The sequence below is a fragment of the Pseudoalteromonas sp. H105 genome (assembly GCF_001469215.1).
In the GTDB taxonomy this organism is placed as follows: Bacteria; Pseudomonadota; Gammaproteobacteria; order Enterobacterales; family Alteromonadaceae; genus Pseudoalteromonas.
This window is the reverse complement of record NZ_LOFH01000004.1, coordinates 279,302-300,305: the sequence shown is the minus strand read 5'-3', so window position 1 is coordinate 300,305 and position 21,004 is coordinate 279,302. Positions and strand designations below refer to the sequence as shown.

Genomic DNA, 21,004 nt, shown 5'->3' with positions numbered 1-21,004 from the left:
CTAAGCTAACTATAACCTTAAATCCCTGCTTATGGCGAGTTTACTGTTAAAAATGCAGGGGGACATTAGTCTCATTTTGGAGTCATCATGACATTGGAACGCCTTGCGGCCCTAACATCAGCCCAATTATCATCGCAATTAGCACTTGGCATTTGGTATCAGTTTGTTGAGGCTGAATTTACAAAGACACTCTTACCTGACAATCCTCAGGGGACTTTCAGTGTTGCATTTGGGGCGCAGTTAGATGGTGAAAATTTTGAAGATACCCTTGAGTTTTTGAATGCGAATAACATTTTAGTCAGTGGCGTATGTCGTTACCAACCAGATCCAACGCTTGCACCTGCAATTTGTTTTTACAGCGACAGCTTTCGTGGCGCTTTAAATCCTTTGGCAATGAATGAGTTTGCTCATGCGAAAGGTTTTCAACTGGTTCAGCTTAAAACACCTCCCTGTTTAGATGCGCCCGGTTTACTGGTGATGGATATGGATTCAACAGCAATCACCATTGAATGCATTGATGAAATTGCACGTCTTGCGGACGTTTATGACGAAGTGGCTGCGGTAACAGCAGAGGCGATGGCAGGAAAACTCGATTTTAGTGAGAGCTTGTATCAGCGAGTTGCAAAGTTAAAAGGCATTGAACAAAGCTTAATAGAAGAGTTAAAGAATACATTGCCTTTGATGCCAGGTATTGACGCGCTGTGTCGTGTATTAAAGCAGCATAACTGGTATTTGGCTATTGCTTCTGGAGGGTTTATACCGTTTGCAGAGCAAGTGCAACAGTTGCTTAATTTAGATGAAGTACATGCAAATGAACTTGAATTTAACGACAATAAGCTGACAGGTAAAGTACTTGGCACAATAGTCGATGCTAATCAAAAAGCACGGGTGCTTCGCATGCTTCGAGAGCAGTTAAGTTTATCATCGCAGCAAACCGTCGCCATTGGCGATGGTGCAAATGATTTAGTGATGATGGCTGAGGCAGGTTTAGGTGTTGCAGTTCATGGCAAACCTAAAGTGGTTGAGCAGGCACAGGCTGCGATATGTGAAGGGTCATTACTGCAGCTATTGTATTTGCTAACCATCCCTAAATAATCGTCAGTCCATAAGTACGAAGGGATAGAGTAACCTTCGTACTTAACTTAATCTGTTTAACCAAACCTGCTTACGAGATGTCATTTGTTCTATCATGTCAGCTTTAAAATTAAAGTGAGTAAGTGCTTCTTCTGTCACATCTACCATATCGCCCACGCCCGCCACAGACCACAGCGCTTCTTCTAAGTCTTTGGCTTTGTGCAAAGCATATTGACTGACGTATTTTAACTCGTTGGATAAATAATCGGTATCAGGGCGACCTGTTCGGGATATAAATAAGCGCATCACAAAAATAAGCTCATTCTTTAAGCCTTTTTTGAGGAAAAAAGTATGTGGCGCAAAGTCGTCCACCGCTGTGCATTGGCTCTTTATAGCACTTTCAATGGATGGCTTTTTCGGGTCAAAGCGAATAAATAGCGTAAATGGTAAAGGGGGATCTTGTCGGCTTCGCTCTTTTATAAGTGGAGTGATTGTTTCGGTAATTTGATCCGTTGATAAAAAGGCTTCTAAGCTGGTTTTTTCATTTAGTAAACCAAAACTTTGTAAAATACGGTGTATGGGACTGGGATATAACCCTTGGCCTATTGCACCCGTCGTGAAATGCGCCGCCTCTTTATGTAAGTAAAAGGGTAGTTGACACACTGTTTTTGTTACCATGTTTCTTAATGCCGTTGAAAGTCCAGGGATTTTTGGTGTCTCTTCCGATACTTTTAACTTACTCTTATTATTTTCAATTAACTGAGTAAAAAACTTCACCCCCATATGAGAAGAGCTCGCTTCTACCATCGCTTTCAAGTTGATGGTGGTTAAGGACTTGCTCACGGCCATGACTTCATATTTGAGGTGTGATAGTTGATGCTTCTTGGTAATCTTTTGCAACTCCGGCAAGCTTAACTCAACGATATCGCCTTTTTTAAAGCTAATGGGTTGCTCGCATTCAATTTGTAATCCCATCACAGAAAAATCAAGACTATGCGCTTGAGCTACCGGCTCCTCTACAGCGATTTCATTAACAATCACTTCTGTTTTATAAAGGTAGCGTTTGTGTGCACGCAAGTTTACATATTCTAAATCAACAGCTTCTAAACGTGGTGGGGTTTTATGCTTACCATGCCCAAAGCGTTTTAGTTCATTGACTAAGCTTTTATTGTAATCAAACGATTGATAGTGTTTTTGCTCTGACGGGGTTCCCACCGCTGTTAATACGACTAAATACTTAATATTTTTTAACATGCCTTGTACGCGTGGTGAAGGAGGCTTGTTAAGTTTTTCTATGTCTTTACCTGCAGTTTTAGGCAGGCTCAATGGGATAAAAGAGTCCTCAGGGTGACTTGGCATTAATTGCACTTTAAAACATTGCCAGCTTTCTTTTTGGCTACCAAACCCAAAGAATAGGTTGTGTAGCTTTGGCTCTTTTTTCAACTCTGTTTTAGTGGCCGAATAATAATAGATTTTGCCTGAAACAACATGGGTGAACGTATAAAAGTATTCTTCTTTTACCGGGGCTGGATCATTTAAAAGTTCAGCCAGACGGTGTTGATTCAAAATTGAATACAAGCTGGATAATTTTCGTTCATCACAGAAATAACGTTGAATAAACACATTGTTTTCTGTTGTTAGGGCTATGCTTGGGGATAGTTTTTCGTTCTCTAAACTAAAGAAAGTAAATAACGATGTTACGCGGGGTATGTAATATTGTTCATACCCTTTTGATACGACGGCATCGAGGGTGTTATCTAAGTTAACTTTGTATCTGCGTTTATTGCCGTGTATGAAGCTTTCTAAAAATTCATCGAATTTAATGTTATTTTCAATAAAGGTGCGCTTTAAGCGAATATGATTAAAATCAGACGATACAGCCTCAACGGCAACCACTTCATATTGAATGCCGTTTTTAAGGCCAAGCTCAAAATCCTGTTCTAAACCAACAAGTCTTAAACCTATTAATTGACCACGTTTGACAATATAGCGTGGTGCGAGCTTTATTTTCGCGCCACTCAAAGAAATATCTGATGTGGTCGCAGATATTGTACTTCCTTGGTTTATCTCTACCGTGATTTTAATTGAGTAATTCATCCGCTCTTCGCGGCGACTTTCATAAGAGGCAAACTTGATTACTTGGCAATTAAGGGGTTTTTGGGTTTGTTCATCTGCCTGATTAGCAAGTTCAGAGGCTTTCTTTTGCATAACCCTATGGTTATTATCAGTATTCATGACAGCTTCATAAACAGCAAGTGTATAACCGCCGTGGCGTTTTATCGCTTCTTCAAATACGGTAATGGCGGTTTCATCCATAAAGTGCTGTTTACCGCCATATTCATACGGTTTTACTTGACCAGTAACTTGTCCTCTTAGATCGATAAAGCGTGCAACAGGTTGAGATAGGCGTGACATTTCCATCTTGATCAAAAATTGCTCAGGCTTGGTTAGTCCTGCCGTTTTCGATTTAAAGATTCCATCAAATTTTGTATTACCTAAATACGATTTTAATTCATCAACTAAATCTTCGTATTTTAGGAGAATATCTTCACTCATCTATAAAACCATCACCTTCTAAAAGTAGGTATAACTGTTATTGATTTTCGTAACACGTTATTTTAGTAAAGCAGTGATGCTGCTTAACTATGTGTAACAGTGTTACGATAGCTACTTTTAATTTTTATTATTATAATTTGCCAAATAAATGGCTCACGAATCTAAGTTATTTGCTAAGCAAAAACTAAAGCAAAAAGCGTGCCTTGAAGAAAATCATAAAGCTATAAACAGATTGTGGCGTTGATTTAACTAATTGGCAAGCAGAGTAGCTATGTAAAACCATGAACTATCAAAATAAACGCTTTTTACAAGCATAATATAAATAGAAAAGACTAGGTAAGAATTTAAATGGCAAAAGCGGCAAAAGTAGAATTTGTTTGCACCGAATGCGGCATGAACTATCAGCGTTGGCAAGGGCAGTGTCGTTGCGGGGCATGGAATACCTTGGTCGAATTTAAACCCTCTGCGGGACAAAATAAAAAAACATCATCGCGCGCAAGTGTCGGCGGGTATGCGGGTGGAGTAGGTGGAGGCTCTAAAAAAATAAATGATATCGCCACCGTTGAGGCTGAAAAACAACTTACTGAGATTGGAGAGCTTGATCGCGTCTTAAGCGGCGGCGTGACAACCGGTTCGGTTAATATTATTTCTGGTGACCCAGGTGCAGGCAAAACAACATTGCTGTCTGACTTAGTTGCAAGAATGTCACAACGTATGCCTTCTCTTTACTGTACTGCAGAAGAGTCACTGTCGCAGTTTAAAAACCGTGTTAATCGCTTGAAGCTAGATTATAACGCAGATGAACTTTACCTTCTCTCAGAGACCAGTGTTGAGACTATTATTGAAGAGCTTGAAAAGAACAAAATAAAGTTTGCTGTAATCGATTCTATTCAAGCGGTTGTTACAGACACAGCCAATGGCAGCCCCGGTTCGCCATCACAAGTGAAAAGTGCCGCACAAGCATTGACCCAATACTGCAAACAAAATGATGTCACCATGTTCATCATTGCTCATGTAAATAAAAACAACGAGATTGCTGGCCCGCAAACTTTAGTGCATATCGTCGATGCGTTATTACATATCGATACGAACGATGGACAAATCCGTACATTAAGAGCCAACAAAAATCGCTTTGGCGATATAGATACCGTGGGTATTTTTAGAATGTGCGAGCGCGGTATGCTCAGTGTTGATAACCCAAGTGAAATATTTTTATCGGGCTCGAGTACTGAATCGCCCGGCTCCGCTATTACCTGTATCCGTAAAGGCAACCGAAACCTATTGCTTGAAATTCAATGTTTAACCACCGAAACAGAAGCCGAATTTCCGCAGCGTGTTTGTGTTGGTTTAAATATGAACCGGATTAAAATGCTCACAGGTATTTTGCGTAAACATACTAAAACTAAAATTTTCCACGATACTTTTTTTAATATTGTGGGCGGCTTGAAAATTGACGAATCAGAAACCTGTATCGACCTTGCGTTAGTTGCGGCTTTATTGAGTAGCTTAAATGAGTTTGTGGTACCAAGAACAACCTGCATCATGGGGGAGCTGAGTTTAAATGGCGACGTAAGGCCGATAGACAGTGGGGTGCCCAGAGTTAAAGAAGCTGCGCAACATGGCTTTACTGAAATTTTTATACCATTTCGTAATTACCATAAATCGATGGAAGGGCTTGGCGCAAAAATTACCCCGGTTAAAACCGTCCATGAGCTACTAAGCCTTATAAATTAATCCCTGACTTCAAAAGCACTTAACGAGTCATGTTGTTCAATGTTAACCTTGGACGAAGATGATCAGACTTTAAGAACATGATAAGGAATATAATGAAAAAACTAGCGATCGTTGCGGGTGTTGTGGCTATAACGCTAGGTGGTATTAGCTATGCTAACCACCGTGTAACCCAAGAAGTCAAAGTAGAAGTTGACCGTCAACTTGCAATGTTAACGGAACAGGTTGGTTCAGTAATCTCGTACGACGAGTTATCGGCAAGTGTTTTTTCACAAAGTGTTGAGCTTTCAAATCTTGTTGTTACAGGTTTTGACGGCAATAGTATTGCTGCGATTGATGGTATATCGGTTGCAGGGTATGAGACAGATAAAATTGCACCACGTACTGAATTGTTTATAAATGGATTTAAATTTAGTGATGAGTTTGTGACGCAGCTCCCACCTGATGCGAATAACCAACTAGCCAGTGCGCGTTATGATTTACATACCTTGATGAATTACGATGAAAATTCAGGCAATAGTGATATTACACTTACTATTGACGCGAATGACATTATTGCGTTTAACTTTGATTTAGGTTTGGCTAATTCAACGCCATTGATGGAAGCGTCGTTAGCCGCTAGTAAATTGCAGCAAGAAAGTGCCTCACAACAGTTAACCTTAGAACAGGAGCTTCAGCAGCAAACCATCATGATGGAAGCACTTTCTGGGCTTGAGCCACGCACCATTGAAATTAACTTACAAAACCAAGGTGAGTTTAAAACCTTAGTTGAACAAGTTCTAGAAAAACAAGGTATGACACTTGAGCAAATGCAACAAATGGTCGATGTGCAATTACAGCAATCTCCAGTGAGTGACGAGTTAGCACAAGCAATTAAAGACTTCACTAAAGGCCTAGGATCGTTAACGGTCTCGGCAAGTCTGCCAGAGGGGCAAACCATGACCGAAATAAATCAACAGATCTTTACCCTAATGGGACAACCAAACGAGCTGGCAGAGTTTATAAACTTAAAAGCAAAAGGGGAGTAGCTCAAAGAGTTATAAGTCTTAAGTTTAAGACAAGATACCATTTTGAGTGATTTGAAAGCGTGTTAACCCGCGCTTTCAAATCACAATGAGTTTATTAAAAGCGATAGCTTACGTTTATTGTTTAATTAACTCACCTTAATCCATTTTTATCTAACCATTTAGACTCAAAGCCACTCGTGCTTTCTCCAAAACCCAAGTTGCCCCTAATAGTATGGTATTAATTTTTATTTGCTTTGAAGTGCATTGAGCCGCAATAAGACCCACCATCAAACCGGCATGAATATGCTTCATTTCAAGGGCAATCAGCATCACTTTTGAGACGGTTAGCTAAATAAACTTACTCGTTGATGGTTTTTATGTTTATTTTTATATCAAGTAGTTCGTTTTAGAATGATTGACTTGCAAACTTGCTTTGACTATTGTTTATTCAACAATAACAAGGATGAGTGAAGTTATTTATGCGAACGCCATTACTTAGCGGTTTACTCCTATCAACATTTTTAGCCTCCTTTATTACCTTTGCAGGGGTTGATAGCCCACCAAAAAATCAAGATAAGTTAGGGGCGTGCTCGTCAGAGCACTGTAAGCAAGAGTTTAAAAAATTAAAACAATATTCACGCCAACAAATACCCATCGCGCAAGAAATGATGGGGAGCTTTTATTACAATGGTTATGGGGTGGAAAAAGATCTAAAAAAAGCGCGCCGATACTTTTATGAAGCTGCGCGTTGGGATTTACCAAACAGTCAATTTAAGCTGGGTATCATGATGCTTGAAGGCGAAGGTGGGGAAGTTAACGTTAGCCTTGGACTTACTAATTTACGAAAAGCAGCGAAAAAGTTGAAAAAAGCGCATTACTTTACCGCGGTGTATTTGCTGTTAAACAACCCGTCTCAAGAAGATGTGTTCGAAGCAAAAGAAAAGTTAGAGTTAGCGGCTAATAAAGGACATGTTAGAGCACATTATTTATTGGCTAAATTGCATGAGTCTGCAATGTTGGGAAAAGTTGATAAAGAGAAGTCGGTTGCACTGTATAAAAAAATCGCTAATAAAGATCCAAGAGCAAAACAAAAGCTCGTCGACTTAGGCATTGATTTACCCAGAGAACCCAAGAACAAAGACATTGAACGTATCGCGGTGGTCAGAGAAAAACAGACAATGGATATGTTTATTTCTGGATTGAAAAACTTACCTAGCATGAGAGCGTCAACATCAAGCAGAATCAGAGGCTCTCGATGTAATGATACTATTCCATGTTCAACTATCAGTGGTGATGAGGATTTAAGACGCTTTAAACAAGGCGCAAACCAAGCCTTTTTAAGCGGACAAGCTGCGCGCCTTCGTGGTGGCAATTAAGAGCAAAATGTCCCATTTCATGGGCTGACAGTGATTTTTGTCGAATCAGGTTTATCATTTAAAAATAAAAGCCGTGCTTGTTAAAATAAGCACGGCTTTTATATTTTTTAGCATCGAAAACCACAGTCGTACGATGTTAGGTTTAGCTCGATAACATTATTAATCGCCGTTTTGGTGCAAAATAACACGCCTAGAGTTTTACTCGCTTGTTTACAAAGGCAATTGTTAATGGAATGATGAGTGTATTTAATACACATTGTTTTGTGGTGTCAAAAACCACTAAAAAGGGACCGGATAAGTTGTTAGCATGCTAGGGTTATGTGCACCAATCTAGATTCATTGAGAATTTTAAATCTTGTTTTAGGAAATCAATCAAACTTAGCAGATGGAAGGTATCAAAATAGTAGTGTTCGATTTCATATTTAAGACTCTATTATTAAAAGTATACCTGTGCGCCTTAGTGAAGTTTATTCTGAAGGCGATATTTAAAAGGACTTGAACATTAACCATAGGATAGTTGTAATAAGTTCGTAATTTCAACCTGAAAATATTCTGCATCACTTCCTAATACAAACTGCACATTGGTACGGTGAAGTTAATTACCAATTTCAAGTCGCAAACGTTAATATGGAATTTAGCTGCTATTGGCTTGCAGGGAACTTAGTACCAAACTATATCAGTATCGAAATTCATTAGTGCAAAGTATGCTAACAAGCATTTTAGCAGAGGGAATAAGAGCAAAAGAATGAAACATATCATCATACTTACCATTATTATAATAATCTCAGCATGTCAGTCTGTTAATGAGAATCTTCTTGAGAGTAAAAAAGTAGGAAGGACAACACCTAAAATATTTACTCAAGGAGAAGGACTCCTTGTAATTGGTATTAACCCGATTTCTATGACCAACAAGATGAATCCTACCAAAAAAGCTGAGAGATTAATTTCTTTTTCATTAAAAAATATTGATACAGGATTTATCAAAAGAATTAATCATAATTATAAAAAAGTTTCTGTAGTTTCATTACCTTCTGGTAGGTATTGTTTGAATTCATTTGATACATACGTAAATCTTAAGTTACGACACTGTGACGCGCCATATTTTGATGTTGAATCAGGCAGCGTCGAAAATGCTGGTATAATTTCTGTAGGGATTAATTACAACGCCCAAAATAACGAAGTTACTCATAAAGTGTTTGAGGTATATCGAGATAATAAAATACTAACTAAAAGCTTATCAAAGTCCGATAAATTGAAAGTAAAGATTTTTTTTGAAAATCTAAACCATTTATCAATACTAAAAACTTGGTATGTAAAAACACCTTTTGGAAAAGATAGGGTAATTAGGTTAAAGAAAAATGGAAAAGCAGAAATACAAAAGTATGCTCAAAATCAATCTTATTACCTGCATGGGAAGTGGGAATACCGCAAAAATGAATACATTTTGTCTTTTTATAAAGGAAATCTGAACTATCGAATAAAAGAACATAAGGGGATGGTTGTAGGATTGGTTACCAGTAAGTTTAAAACTAGCGAGTTATGGAGTACTTTTGATGAGCACTGGATAATCATTGGTAAAAGCTCTTTAGTGAATGATAAATACAGTTTTGATATAGCAAACCGAAATTATTTGGTAATTGCTCCTGGAATTAAGTATCCTAAAGTTGCTTTTGAAAGAGGGATACAAGGTGAGATTGACCTGATTTTTAATTTAAAAAAAGATAGCACCCTCCCAAAAGGTTCAATTTATAAGCCTATTGATATCAACGTACAAGCATCTTCCTTCAGTGAGGAAATTAGTAACTTAATTGTTTCTGAGTTTGACAGCTTTCGATACTCAATAACAGGACAAGTTTCTCCATTAATTGAAAGTGTTAATGAGAGAATAAGTTTGTCAATTAATGATGGGGTTCCAACTGTATCCTTTGAAAACAACCCTAAAAGGGTATTCGAAAGCTATGAACACGCGAACAAGTCAAGTCAGAACTAAAAGTGAGCTCTCGTATTGCCTTTCTCTATAGGGCTCTTCTCACAGCTTAATAGCTGTATTTTAAGGTTAAATAAAAGCCGTGCTTGACTTAACAAGCACGGCTTTTATCTTTTGCTAGCACCTAGCACCTAGCACCTAGCACCTAGCACCTAGCACCTAGCACCTAGCACCTAGCACCTAACAACTAGTGCAATAAACGGGCTCTAATAGTGCCTTCTACTGCGCTGAGCTCTTTCAGGGCCACTTCAGATTGATCTGTGTCTACGTCGATGACCACATAACCAATGGCTTCATCTGTTTGCAAGTACTGGGCGGCTATATTGATGCCGTGCTGTGCGAACGCTTGGTTAATTTGCGTTAGTACACCTGGGCGGTTGTGGTGAACGTGCAATAAGCGGCTGCGATTAGCAAGTTCTGGTAGTGATACTTCAGGGAAGTTAACGGCAGTAATGGTTGAGCCGTTATCTGAGTACTTAGCCAACTTGCCAGCAACTTCAATACCAATATTCTCTTGTGCTTCTTGGGTAGAGCCACCAATGTGTGGCGTTAAAATCACGTTATCGAATTCACGCAGTGGTGAAACAAATTCGTCATCGTTTGATTTTGGCTCGACTGGAAATACGTCAATGGCAGCGCCACTTAGTTTTTTCTCACTGAGTGCTTCAGCAAGGGCATCAATATCAACCACAGTGCCGCGAGAGGCGTTGATCAAAATAGCCCCTTGTTTCATGACCGAAATTTCAGCACTGCCAATGAGGTTTTTAGTTTGTGGTGTTTCAGGTACATGCAAACTAATCACATCGGCGCGTTGTAGCAGCTGGGTTAGGTTATGCACTTGAGTGGCATTACCTAGCGTTAGCTTGTCTTCTATGTCGTAGAACTCAACGTTCATACCAATATTCTCTGCCATGATGCCAAGCTGTGTACCAATGTGACCATAGCCAATAATACCCAGTGTTTTACCACGAGCTTCAAACGAACCATGAGCCGTTTTCAACCAACCGCCACGGTGAGCAATCGCGTTACGCTCAGGAATACCGCGAAATAACAGTAAAATTTCGCCAAGAACCAGCTCTGCAACTGAGCGTGTATTAGAGAATGGGGCGTTAAATACCGCAATACCGCGCTTGCGTGCTGCGTCTAAATCAACTTGGTTAGTACCAATACAAAAGCAGCCAACAGCAACAAGCTTTTCAGCCGCGTCTAATACGGCTTCAGTAATATGAGTACGAGAACGAAGTCCAACAAAGTGTACGTCTTTAATGCGCTCAAGTAATTCGTCCTCAGGTAACGATGTTTTGACGTAATCGATATTGCTGTAACCATTACGCTTCAGTGTTTCTACTGCACTTTGGTGCACACCTTCAAGCAAGAGAATTTTAATTTTGTCTTTTGCTAACGATACCTTACTCATAGCCTCATTCCTATTTTATCTGTGGCCCATTTTTGGTGCCTATGATGACTTTATCTGCGCCACGTTCGGCAAATAAGCCGTTGGTTACAACGCCGACAATTTGATTAATTGTCTGCTCAAGTTGTTTTGCGTCGGTAATTTTTAAATTGTGTACGTCTAAAATAACATTGCCATTGTCGGTAACAACGCCTTGGCGGTAAACGGGGTCACCTCCTAGCTTTAATAATTCGCGTGCTACATAACTGCGTGCCATTGGAATAACTTCAACAGGCAATGGAAACTCACCCATAGTGTCAACCAGTTTGGTATCATCAACAATACATACAAATTGTTTGGCAACAGCGGCAACTATTTTTTCGCGCGTTAGTGCTGCACCGCCGCCTTTAATCATTTCATTGTGAGCATTGATTTCATCAGCACCGTCAACATAAACGTCTAAGCTTGCAATATCATTTAGCTCAAATACTTCAATACCAAGCGCTTTGAGCTTCTCTGTTGAAGCATCGGAGCTTGATACTGCACCTGTTATAGTGTCTTTTATAGAGCCAAGTGCATCAATAAAATGATTAACAGTGGAGCCTGTGCCAACACCAACAATGGTATTTTCTTCTACGAATTCGAGTGCAGCCCACGCAGCTGCTTTTTTTAGTTCATCTTGTGTCATTTTTATTTGCTCAATAGGTGGAGTTTATTTACGTAAGTATACAAATATATTACTTACCAATGGTAAATTTTCTGTGGTGTAATAATAAAATTCAAGGGCACATCCCACGGTTCAACAGGCAAACTTTCAACATGTTGGCACTGATGTGCTAACCCAATTAGCTGAGGCGTTTGCCAGTTTTCTCTGTGGTAGCGCGCCAAGGTTTTATCATAAAACCCACCTCCCATACCTAAACGATTACCGTGATTATCAAATGCGACGAGCGGCATTAACAAGTAATCTAAGTCCTGTAAGGGGCAAATTTGACTACAATTTAACTTAGGCTCCAAGATACCATAGCGATTTGGCGTCATGGGTGAATTTTCTTCATAACGCTGAAAGTACAAGGTTGTGCCGTTAAAAGGGTGTATTACAGGGAGGTGTAAATGGTGGTTTATAGACCAAAGCTCTTTTATTAACAATGAGGTATCAAGTTCTGAGTCGTTGCTTAAATAAATGCCAATATGTAAGTTTTTAGTTGTTTTGTACCTTTTTAGGTGTTGAATAAAATTCACTTTTAGGTGTTCGGCTGCGTTTTTTTGCTCAATTTTTGATAGTTTTTGACGCCGTTTTCGGACTTCCTGTCGTAAATTTGCTCTATTAATATTCATGCTTCACTTTTAAATTATGTTTTACGAGTCTAAAAAGGAAAATAAGTCAGGAAAAGCGAATGATAGCCCAAGAACAATAAGCAATAATACGACCATAGCAATAAGAGAATAAAGAAGCGCGTTGCTGCGTTTTTTTAGTGGAGTATTGAGTTCTTCATCGAGTAATAAGTCATCGTTTTGCCAATCATCTTCATCAATAGTAGATGGCTGTTCTGCTACGGTAGGGAGTCGTTGCTCTAAATCATCTAGCTTTTCTTCAATTCGAATTAAACTACTAGTGATGTAATCAAGTGCGTTGAAAATTCGCTCATCGCGCTGCAAAGCTGCATCATCATTATTATTACTATTATCTGCAGAAGAGCTTGTATTAAGCGGTTGTAACTTGCTTTTAATACCGAAACTTGCCAATAGTTTAGCTTGCTTTAGTGCTTTATCCTTTGAGCAAGGGGCAAATAAAGGTTTATTTTCAAAAAATGCAGCGACCTTACTCGGTGATGCATTGAGCTTAGTAGCCAGCTTAGTTTGTGCGTCGCTAGGTTGTGTGTCGTTTGCTAACCCTGCAAACATAACGCGATAGTTTTCTGACATCTTTGTTTTCCAAAAATGTAAAATCAATGAGTTGAGTATATACCCAAATCACCTCAGAATACGAGCGTCGTTGGAATTAAAAGCGCTTTAGGCAAGGCATTGATTGCGAGTAATAGTGGTTCTATTGTTAAAATCAATAACGCAGTATAAATCGCATTTAAACCAACCCTTTGGGCGTTTCACAGGCGATTACTCTCAGTGTTGTTACTTTTTAAAAGGGATTGCCATTGTTGCAAAGTAACGCCTTGATATTAAGCCCCTGTGAAACGCTGAATTCTGCATCTTAAGGTGGTTTGGGTATAAAAAGAAGAGCCCGTGTAAACGGGCTGAGTAAATATAGTCTAAATATTAGCTATTAATATTTGGCAGCTTCGCCTTCTTTGGGTAATGCATTGATTATAAACTCACGTAAATCATTATTAGAGCTTTCTAAATCTGCATGGCGAAGATACATCATATGGCCACTGCGATACCCTTTAAAGCTTAAGCGGTCACGCATTTTACTGCTTGGATCTAGTTGCCACATTGTATACTTTGCATCAAAGTAATTAGTTGCACCGTCATAGTAACCTGCTTGCACTAATACATTTAGGTAAGGGTTTTGTGCCATGGCCAAGCGTAAATTTTCACCTGTTTTGTTATTGCTGCGATCCCAAGGGTGAACATTCCCAAATAAGTTATATTTTACGTCGGTTTTGTATTGTAGCTCATGACGTAAATAGTGGTTTATTGCCGGGGTGAATGAGTGTAACCATGAGGTCAACTCAGGCCAGTAATCCGGAGACTCACCTGCATCACGTTTGTCTATGCCTAAATAACGTGAATCTAAACGACCCAGTGTTTGTCCTCGTTCTCGTAGCAGTTCTTTCCAAAAAAAGTTAGTTGGGATGTCTAAGTTATTTTGGCTTACAAATGTTTCAGAGACACCTGCATACAATGCCATTTGTTTAATAATTGCGTTTTTCTCTGCATCATCAATAAAGCCACCCTTTGCAAGGGCAGGGATTAACTTATTAATCGTGAAGTCCTCAACCTCAGGGATCAATTCATCAAGATCTTTGGCTTGTAGCTCAGGGCTTAATGCCTTGTGATACCATGCAGTTGCTGCAAAATAAGGGAGGCGGTTCGCCGCTTTTACAGGGCCATCGCGTTTGATGCCAATGTCAGTTGGCGATACGAGCACCACCCCATTAATGTACATCCATTGACGATTCTGTAATTCATGAGCCAGCCCTGATACACGGGTTGTACCGTAGCTTTCGCCAATTAAGAACTTAGGTGAACGCCAGCGCTCATGCCTATTTACAAAGGTATTAAGCCACTCAGCAAGGTATTTAATGTCTGCATTGACACCAAAAAACATTTTTTTCTGTGCGTCTTTACTTGGTAACTCACCTTTTTCGTTTTCTAAAACACGTGAATAACCGGTGTTCACTGGGTTTACATAAACAATGTCGGCTACATCAAGCACTGAGTAAGGGTTATCTTTTACGCCGTATGGCTGAATTGGGTAACCTTCATCATCAATCTTTAATACACGTGGGCCAGTATAAGCAAGGTGCATCCATACTGACGCTGAACCTGGTCCGCCATTGAATGAAATTAGCAGTGGGCGCTTTGTCCTGTCGTCAACTTTGTCACGTTCATAATAAGTGTATTGTAGCGTAGCGACTGCATCGCCTTTGTCATCCCATACAGGTTGGGTGCCAGTAGTTGCGGTATAAGAAAAGCGTTCACCGTTAATACGTGCTTTATGTTCAGTGGCGACTGTGCTGTCAACGTCAATGCGACGCTGGTTTTCAGTTGCAAAGCTCACATGTGAGACGCTGAGGGTTAGCGCTGCGACTGAAAGGCTGATGATACTTATTAGTTTCATGATGGATCCTTTTTTTGTATTTCAGCTATTAAAGGTAATTTTAAATGAAATAACAAAGTTAATGAGACTAGGCGCAGATATTAGTCGGTAAGAGGTAGAAGTTAAGCTTAGTAAATTTTAAACAATGTATGCTTTTTACCTAATTTGCCTGTATTGGATTTTGATTCGTAATGTAATCGAGTATATTACTCGCCTAATTTATTTTTTAGCTAAGCTTAAATGCGCCAATGCATTTGGCAACAAACCCTCATACAGGGTAACAGAGACGTTTATGCAAAGAGTTTTAATTGTCGAAGATAGTAAGGTAGTGCAACAAGTACTGCGACACCTAACCGCGCATTATTTAAATGTTGCCGTTGACTTTGCTTGGACGTTTGAAGAGGCTAGGGACTTTGTGGGCACGCATGATTACACCCTTGCTTTAGTTGATTTAACGTTACCCGATGCCCCTGATGGTGAAGTGGTTAAATATACGCTAGAAAAAAACGTACCGACAGTGGTGCTGACCTCTAAAATAGATGAGTATAAACGCCAGCAAATGCTTGAGTTAGGCGTGGTTGATTACGTTATTAAAGATAACCGCGATTCTTACCATTACGCCGTTAAGCTTGTTGCTCAGCTATTAAGAAACCAAGGCTGTAAAGCACTTGTTGCTGATGACTCTATGCTAAGTCGTTCACTGATGAAGCAAATGCTCGAAAGGCAATTATTTAATGTACAAGACGCCAATGATGGTGAACACGCTTTAAAAATTCTGAAAGCAGATCCTGAAATAAAATTATTGCTAACAGATTATGCCATGCCAACAATGGATGGATTTGAATTAGTTAAAGCGGTACGTAACTTTAGAGGGCGTGATGATTTAGCTATCATTGGTTTATCAGGTGCAGGTAAACACGGACTCTCAGCACGCTTTATAAAATATGGTGCAAACGACTTTTTAACGAAACCATTTATGAATGAAGAGTTTCACTGTCGTGTATTACAGACAATGGAACAATTAGCATTAATAGCAGATATAAAAGAAAGTGCTCATCGAGATGATCTAACCGGTTTGTATAATCGCCGTTACTTTTATCAGTTTGCTGAGAAACTACTAAAAGAGGCATCGCGTAAGAACTGCTTGGCTTTGTTGGATATCGACTTTTTTAAAGTAATCAATGATAAATTTGGTCATGAAGCGGGTGATCAGGCGCTTAAACAAATTGCGTCATTGCTGCGCAGTTCTTTTAAAGACTTTACTGTGTCTCGTGTGGGTGGTGAAGAGTTTGCGGTTGTGCTAAACGATATCAATATAGAACAAGCTTACGCCTTAATGGAAGCATTTAGAGCACGTATTTCTGCTTATGATTTTGTTATTAATGGTCACCCTTTCACAATAACGGTGAGCATAGGCTTAACACATTTTAATAATGTGACTTTAACGAATGCAATGAGGTTGGCGGACAAAGCACTGTATCAAGCAAAAGATCAAAAGCGAGATTGTGTAATACAACACAGTTAACAATTTGCACCAGTGAAGTAAAAATGTAAACAAAACGCACCTTAATGGTGCGTTTTTTGTTTCTTTTATTTAACTTAGGTGTCTAAGCTGTTGTTTTTTATTGTTTTAAAATAGTGGCACAAAGGTTGGATTATCAAGTCTAACAGGATAACAATAAGCGTCCGAAGGGGGCCACTATGAAAATGATTAGTGCAATAATAAAGCCATTCAAACTTGATGATGTGCGTGAAGCGCTGGCTGATTTAGGCATTGAAGGGATGACCGTTGTTGACGTCAAAGGTTTTGGCCGTCAGCGTGGACATACAGAGCTATACCGTGGTGCAGAATACCAAGTTGATTTTATTCCAAAAATAAAACTCGAAATTGCTACTCGTACTGAAAATTGTGAACGTGTTGTTGAAACCATCACTAAAATTGCTTCAACGGGCAAAATTGGTGACGGTAAAATTTTCGTTTATGACTTAGATCAGATTGTTCGTATTCGTACGGGCGAATTCGATGAAGAAGCAATTTAAGGGGACGCATGATGGAAAACACGATAGTAGAATTAAAGTTTTCGTTGGATACATTTTATTTTTTAATCTCAGGTATTTTAGTTATGTGGATGGCAGCAGGTTTCGCCATGCTCGAAGCGGGCTTAGTTCGCTCAAAAAATACCACTGAAATCTTAACTAAAAACGTAGCACTGTACGCTATTGCGTGTACGATGTTTTTACTCGTTGGCTACAACATTATGTATGTAGACAACACAGAAGGTGGGTTAGTCCCATCATTGGGCGCTTTAATTGGCACCCAAGCCGCCGATGCTGACCACTCTTTAGAATCAGACTTTTTCTTCCAAGTTGTATTTGTTGCAACAGCGATGTCGATTGTTTCAGGTGCTGTTGCTGAACGTATGAAATTATGGGCATTCCTTGCATTTGCTGTTGTTTTAACTGGTTTTATCTACCCAATCGAAGGGTATTGGACATGGGGTGGAGGCTTCCTGTCTGAAATGGGTTTTGTTGATTTTGCTGGCTCTGCAATCGTGCATGGCACAGGTGCTGCCGCTGCGCTTGCTGGTGTATTAATGTTAGGCGCTCGAAAAGGTAAATACGGTAAAAACGGTGAGATTTACCCAATTCCAGGTTCTAACTTACCACTTGCTACGCTCGGTACATTTATCTTATGGATGGGATGGTTCGGCTTCAACGGTGGTTCACAGCTACTAATCTCTGATGCTGAAAATGCAACGGCGGTAGGCCAAATTTTATTAAATACTAACGCTGCTGCGGCAACGGGCGCTATTGCAGCATTGTTTGTATGTAAAGTGTTATGGGGTAAAGCAGATTTAACTATGGTACTTAATGGTGCACTTGCAGGCTTGGTTGTGATTACTGCTGACCCACTTTCTCCTTCACCAGTAATGGCCTGTGTATTGGGCATTTTAGGTGGCTCGTTGGTTGTGTTTAGTATTGTAGCACTGGACAAGGTTAAGATTGATGATCCTGTAGGTGCAATATCCGTACACGGTGTGTGTGGTATCTTGGGTATCATTTTAGTGCCAGTATCAAACGCTGATGCAAGCTTTGTTAATCAACTTATTGGCCTGGTGTGTATCTTAGGTTTTGTATTTGTTGCTTCATTAGCGGTATGGGTTGTACTGAAAAAGACCATGGGTATCCGTGTTACCGAAGAAGAAGAGTTGAATGGTATGGATCAACATGATTGCGGTATAGATGCTTACCCTGAGTTTGTATCAGTACGAGGTAACTAATACCTCTAAATTGTAAAAGTTCATTGTGTGTTCGAACAAAGCCCTAACTTTTGATAGGGCTTTTTTTGTATTATGTATTTAACAGAAGTATCAGATAGGAATACGGCGTAATTAGGGTTATGCTTTAGTTGCCCACAATTTAACAACAAAGGACACTCATGGATAACAAATTAATTCTTATTATACTATCTCTGCTTTTACCGCCTGTAGCGGTACTTTTAAAAGCCGGTGTTGGTAAACATTTAGTCATCAATATTATATTGTGCTTTATCTTATTTATACCTGCGGTCATTCACTCTATCTGGTTGTGTACACGCTAAATAGTGCGTTGAAACTTGGCTCAAACCGAGCTTGATGCATGGTGGTGTAGCGACTTTCAGTTTCAGTTAATTTTACAGGTGTTAGGGTGCATGCTATGTGCTAAGCTCGCATCTGTAAATTAATCTCTGGAAATATATAGCAACGTAATGGCCGATAAAAAAGAACCACGAACACCTAAAACTCCACCAAAGCGCTCTGCCAAAAAGACAGCCAGTAAGGCTACAAATACTGCAAAAAAAACCACAAAAAAAAGTGCAGTTAAAGCACCAAATAAGCGAAGTTTCACTTCCAAAATATGGTCTGTACTTTGGAAGTTAACCCTTGCTGGTATAGTGACAATGGGGCTTTATTTAATTTATTTAGATGCAAAAATAACGCGTCAGTTCGAAGGCAATAAATGGCAACTCCCTGCGCAAGTTTATGCGCGCGCTATGAACTTTCATCCCGGGCAGTACTTATCAAGCCAAGAGGTATTGTGGGAACTTGATAGATTAAATTACTCATCAGTTAATAAGTTAAGCCGCACCGGGCAATATATTAAAACGGGCAACAGCATTAAAGTGTTTCGCCGTGAATTTGAATTTTTTGATGGCCTTGAAGCGTCTCAGGTTATTGAGCTGCGGTTTGCTGGGCAGAAGTTAGCAACGATCAAAGACAAATTTGGCCGACGTTTAAACAGTGCGCGTTTAGAGCCGGTTCAAATTGCGCGAATTGGTAACGATTCAAAACAAGATCGCGAATTTGTGCCCCTCGATAAATTTCCTCGCATGTTGAAAGACGCATTACTGGTTGTAGAAGATCAAAAGTTTTACGAGCATCATGGCGTGTCTGTACTATCAATAATGAGAGCGCTGTACAGCAATATTAAAGCAGGGCGAACAGTGCAAGGTGGAAGCACGTTAACCCAACAGTTAGCTAAGAATATTTATTTAACGCGTGACCGTACTCTTATCCGCAAGTTTAATGAGGCCCTCATCGCGTTAATACTCGATTATCGCTACTCAAAAGACCAAATTTTAGAAGCCTATTTGAATGAAGTGTACCTTGGTCAGTCCTATAGCCAAGGTGTTCATGGTATGGGGCTAGCCGCTGAGTTTTATTTTTCAAAACCCGTTGATGAGCTTGAATACGACCAAATAGCCTTGCTGGTGGCTATGGTCAAAGGGCCTTCTTATTATAATCCTCGCCGATACAGTGAGCGGTCGATGGAGCGCCGTGATCTTGTTTTACGTTTGATGGTGGATAACAAGTTAATTAACACGCGAGAGTATCGTGCTGCACTAAAACGACCCATCGATATTGCACCGATGAAAGACAGCTTACCTAAGTCTTATCCCGGTTATTTAGAACTAGTCGATCGAGAACTAAAGCAGCTGCTTCCTGATCAAAATGTACTCGATGCGGGCGTAAGGGTGTTCACCTATTTTGATTTACAAAAACAGGCCGCGATGGAAAATTCCATTATAAAAAGCCTGCCTTACCTTGAAAAGCGAGCAACTACAGAGCAGTTAGAAGCGGCGATGATTTCAGTAAACGTTGAAAAAGGCGGTATTTCTGCATTAGTGGCTGGGCGTGATCCGCGCTTTTTAGGCTTTAACCGCGTGTTAGATACCAAGCGTAATATTGGATCACTGGTAAAACCTGCGGTTTATTTATCGGCACTGGAGTCTACAAATTATAATTTGGCAACACTGCTGGATGATTCACCCGTACAGATAACGAATGAACAAGGTCAAGTGTGGCAGCCTGAGAATTTTGATCGCCAATTCCGCGGTATGATGCCAATTTACAAAGCGTTCAGTAACAGTATTAATATTCCAGCGGTTAATCTTGGTTTAGATGTTGGGGTTGATCAAGTGGCGTCAACATTAACAAAACTAGGGGCAAAAGGGCGCATTGAACACTACCCATCGTTACTTTTGGGTGCGGTTGAAATGTCAAGTTTAGAGGTTGCTCAGCTTTATACAACACTTGCCGCAGACGGTGAATATAGAAAGCTTACTTCTATCTCTGCGTTGACAGATTCTGTCGGTAAGGTGCTTTATCAGCATCAAGTAGAGTCAGAGCCTCGCTTTGATAAAGCGTCTGTGTATATGACTAAATACGCTATGAAGCGGGTAACTAAAGATGGTACCGCTAAGCGCTTAAATGCGCACTTTCCATCAATTCAGTTAGCCGGTAAAACAGGCACCAGTAACGATTTACGTGATAGCTGGTTTGCAGGGTTTGATCAAAATACAGTGACCGTCGCTTGGCTTGGCCGTGATGATAATAAAAGTACCGGTTTGACGGGGAGTGTTGGGGCACTTGAGGCTTATATACGCTACCTTAAGCCCCTAAACCCTGAGTCTATTGCCGATACTCGACCTGCGAGCATTCGATGGGCTTTTGTGAGCGAAGAGACCGGTTTGCAAGCACCACCAGGTTGTGGGAAGGTTATTCAGCTGCCAATTAGAGCCAGTGAGTTTGAACCTAGGCCACGGTGCCAGCTGTAACC

The 21,004-nt window shown here is 40.0% G+C and carries 16 protein-coding genes; 10 read left to right on the top strand and 6 right to left on the bottom strand.

What is annotated here, in order from left to right:
* Positions 1–87 precede the first annotated feature (87 nt).
* The gene (gene serB, locus ATS75_RS09330; RefSeq protein ID WP_058560171.1) at positions 88–1,095 is read left to right on the top strand and encodes a phosphoserine phosphatase SerB; all 1,008 of its coding nucleotides are present in this window, start codon (positions 88–90) and stop codon (positions 1,093–1,095) included.
* Between the two features lie 42 nt (positions 1,096–1,137).
* On the opposite strand, the gene ATS75_RS09325 is transcribed toward serB, so the two are convergent.
* Complete coding sequence (locus ATS75_RS09325) at positions 1,138–3,630, bottom strand: PilZ domain-containing protein (RefSeq protein ID WP_058560170.1); 2,493 nt, start codon at positions 3,628–3,630, stop codon at positions 1,138–1,140.
* Positions 3,631–3,978: 348 nt separating this feature from the next.
* On the opposite strand from ATS75_RS09325, the gene radA reads away from it, so the two are divergent.
* The 4 genes from radA (at position 3,979) to ATS75_RS09305 (ending at position 9,734) form a co-directional block, all read left to right on the top strand.
* A complete protein-coding gene (gene radA, locus ATS75_RS09320) occupies positions 3,979–5,364 on the top strand; it encodes a DNA repair protein RadA (RefSeq protein WP_058560169.1) in 1,386 nt (461 codons plus the stop codon).
* 92 nt (positions 5,365–5,456) lie between these two features.
* Positions 5,457–6,389, top strand: coding sequence for a hypothetical protein (locus ATS75_RS09315; protein WP_058560168.1), 933 nt, complete (start codon positions 5,457–5,459; stop codon positions 6,387–6,389).
* A 446-nt stretch (positions 6,390–6,835) separates the two neighbouring features.
* Positions 6,836–7,744, top strand: a complete 909-nt coding sequence (locus tag ATS75_RS09310; protein WP_235591164.1) for a tetratricopeptide repeat protein — start codon at positions 6,836–6,838, stop codon at positions 7,742–7,744.
* Positions 7,745–8,489: 745 nt separating this feature from the next.
* On the top strand, positions 8,490–9,734 hold the full coding sequence (locus tag ATS75_RS09305; RefSeq protein WP_058560167.1) for a hypothetical protein: 1,245 nt from the start codon (positions 8,490–8,492) through the stop codon (positions 9,732–9,734).
* Positions 9,735–9,918: 184 nt separating this feature from the next.
* On the opposite strand, the gene serA is transcribed toward ATS75_RS09305, so the two are convergent.
* From serA to ATS75_RS09280, 5 genes are all read right to left on the bottom strand, one after another.
* Positions 9,919–11,148: a phosphoglycerate dehydrogenase gene (serA, locus tag ATS75_RS09300; protein WP_058560166.1), complete on the bottom strand. Its 1,230-nt coding sequence runs from the start codon at positions 11,146–11,148 to the stop codon at positions 9,919–9,921.
* 10 nt (positions 11,149–11,158) lie between these two features.
* Complete coding sequence (gene rpiA, locus ATS75_RS09295) at positions 11,159–11,812, bottom strand: ribose-5-phosphate isomerase RpiA (RefSeq protein ID WP_058560165.1); 654 nt, start codon at positions 11,810–11,812, stop codon at positions 11,159–11,161.
* 53 nt (positions 11,813–11,865) lie between these two features.
* Positions 11,866–12,462, bottom strand: a complete 597-nt coding sequence (locus ATS75_RS09290; protein ID WP_058560164.1) for a 5-formyltetrahydrofolate cyclo-ligase — start codon at positions 12,460–12,462, stop codon at positions 11,866–11,868.
* Positions 12,463–12,483: 21 nt separating this feature from the next.
* The gene (locus ATS75_RS09285; RefSeq protein ID WP_058560163.1) at positions 12,484–13,050 is read right to left on the bottom strand and encodes a hypothetical protein; all 567 of its coding nucleotides are present in this window, start codon (positions 13,048–13,050) and stop codon (positions 12,484–12,486) included.
* Between the two features lie 355 nt (positions 13,051–13,405).
* Positions 13,406–14,926: a S10 family peptidase gene (locus tag ATS75_RS09280; RefSeq protein WP_058560162.1), complete on the bottom strand. Its 1,521-nt coding sequence runs from the start codon at positions 14,924–14,926 to the stop codon at positions 13,406–13,408.
* A gap of 271 nt (positions 14,927–15,197) precedes the next feature.
* On the opposite strand from ATS75_RS09280, the gene ATS75_RS09275 reads away from it, so the two are divergent.
* From ATS75_RS09275 to mrcB, 5 genes are all read left to right on the top strand, one after another.
* Positions 15,198–16,430, top strand: coding sequence for a response regulator (locus ATS75_RS09275; protein ID WP_058560276.1), 1,233 nt, complete (start codon positions 15,198–15,200; stop codon positions 16,428–16,430).
* Between the two features lie 176 nt (positions 16,431–16,606).
* Positions 16,607–16,945 carry a P-II family nitrogen regulator gene (locus ATS75_RS09270; RefSeq protein ID WP_058560161.1) on the top strand — a complete coding sequence of 113 codons (339 nt, stop codon included), beginning with the start codon at positions 16,607–16,609 and terminating at the stop codon, positions 16,943–16,945.
* An 11-nt stretch (positions 16,946–16,956) separates the two neighbouring features.
* On the top strand, positions 16,957–18,186 hold the full coding sequence (locus tag ATS75_RS09265) for an ammonium transporter (protein ID WP_058560160.1): 1,230 nt from the start codon (positions 16,957–16,959) through the stop codon (positions 18,184–18,186).
* Between the two features lie 158 nt (positions 18,187–18,344).
* Positions 18,345–18,506 carry a YqaE/Pmp3 family membrane protein gene (locus ATS75_RS20130; RefSeq protein WP_082665445.1) on the top strand — a complete coding sequence of 54 codons (162 nt, stop codon included), beginning with the start codon at positions 18,345–18,347 and terminating at the stop codon, positions 18,504–18,506.
* Between the two features lie 147 nt (positions 18,507–18,653).
* Positions 18,654–21,002 (top strand): penicillin-binding protein 1B, encoded by a 2,349-nt coding sequence (mrcB, locus tag ATS75_RS09260; RefSeq protein WP_058560159.1) that lies wholly within the window; start codon positions 18,654–18,656, stop codon positions 21,000–21,002.
* Positions 21,003–21,004 lie beyond the last annotated feature (2 nt).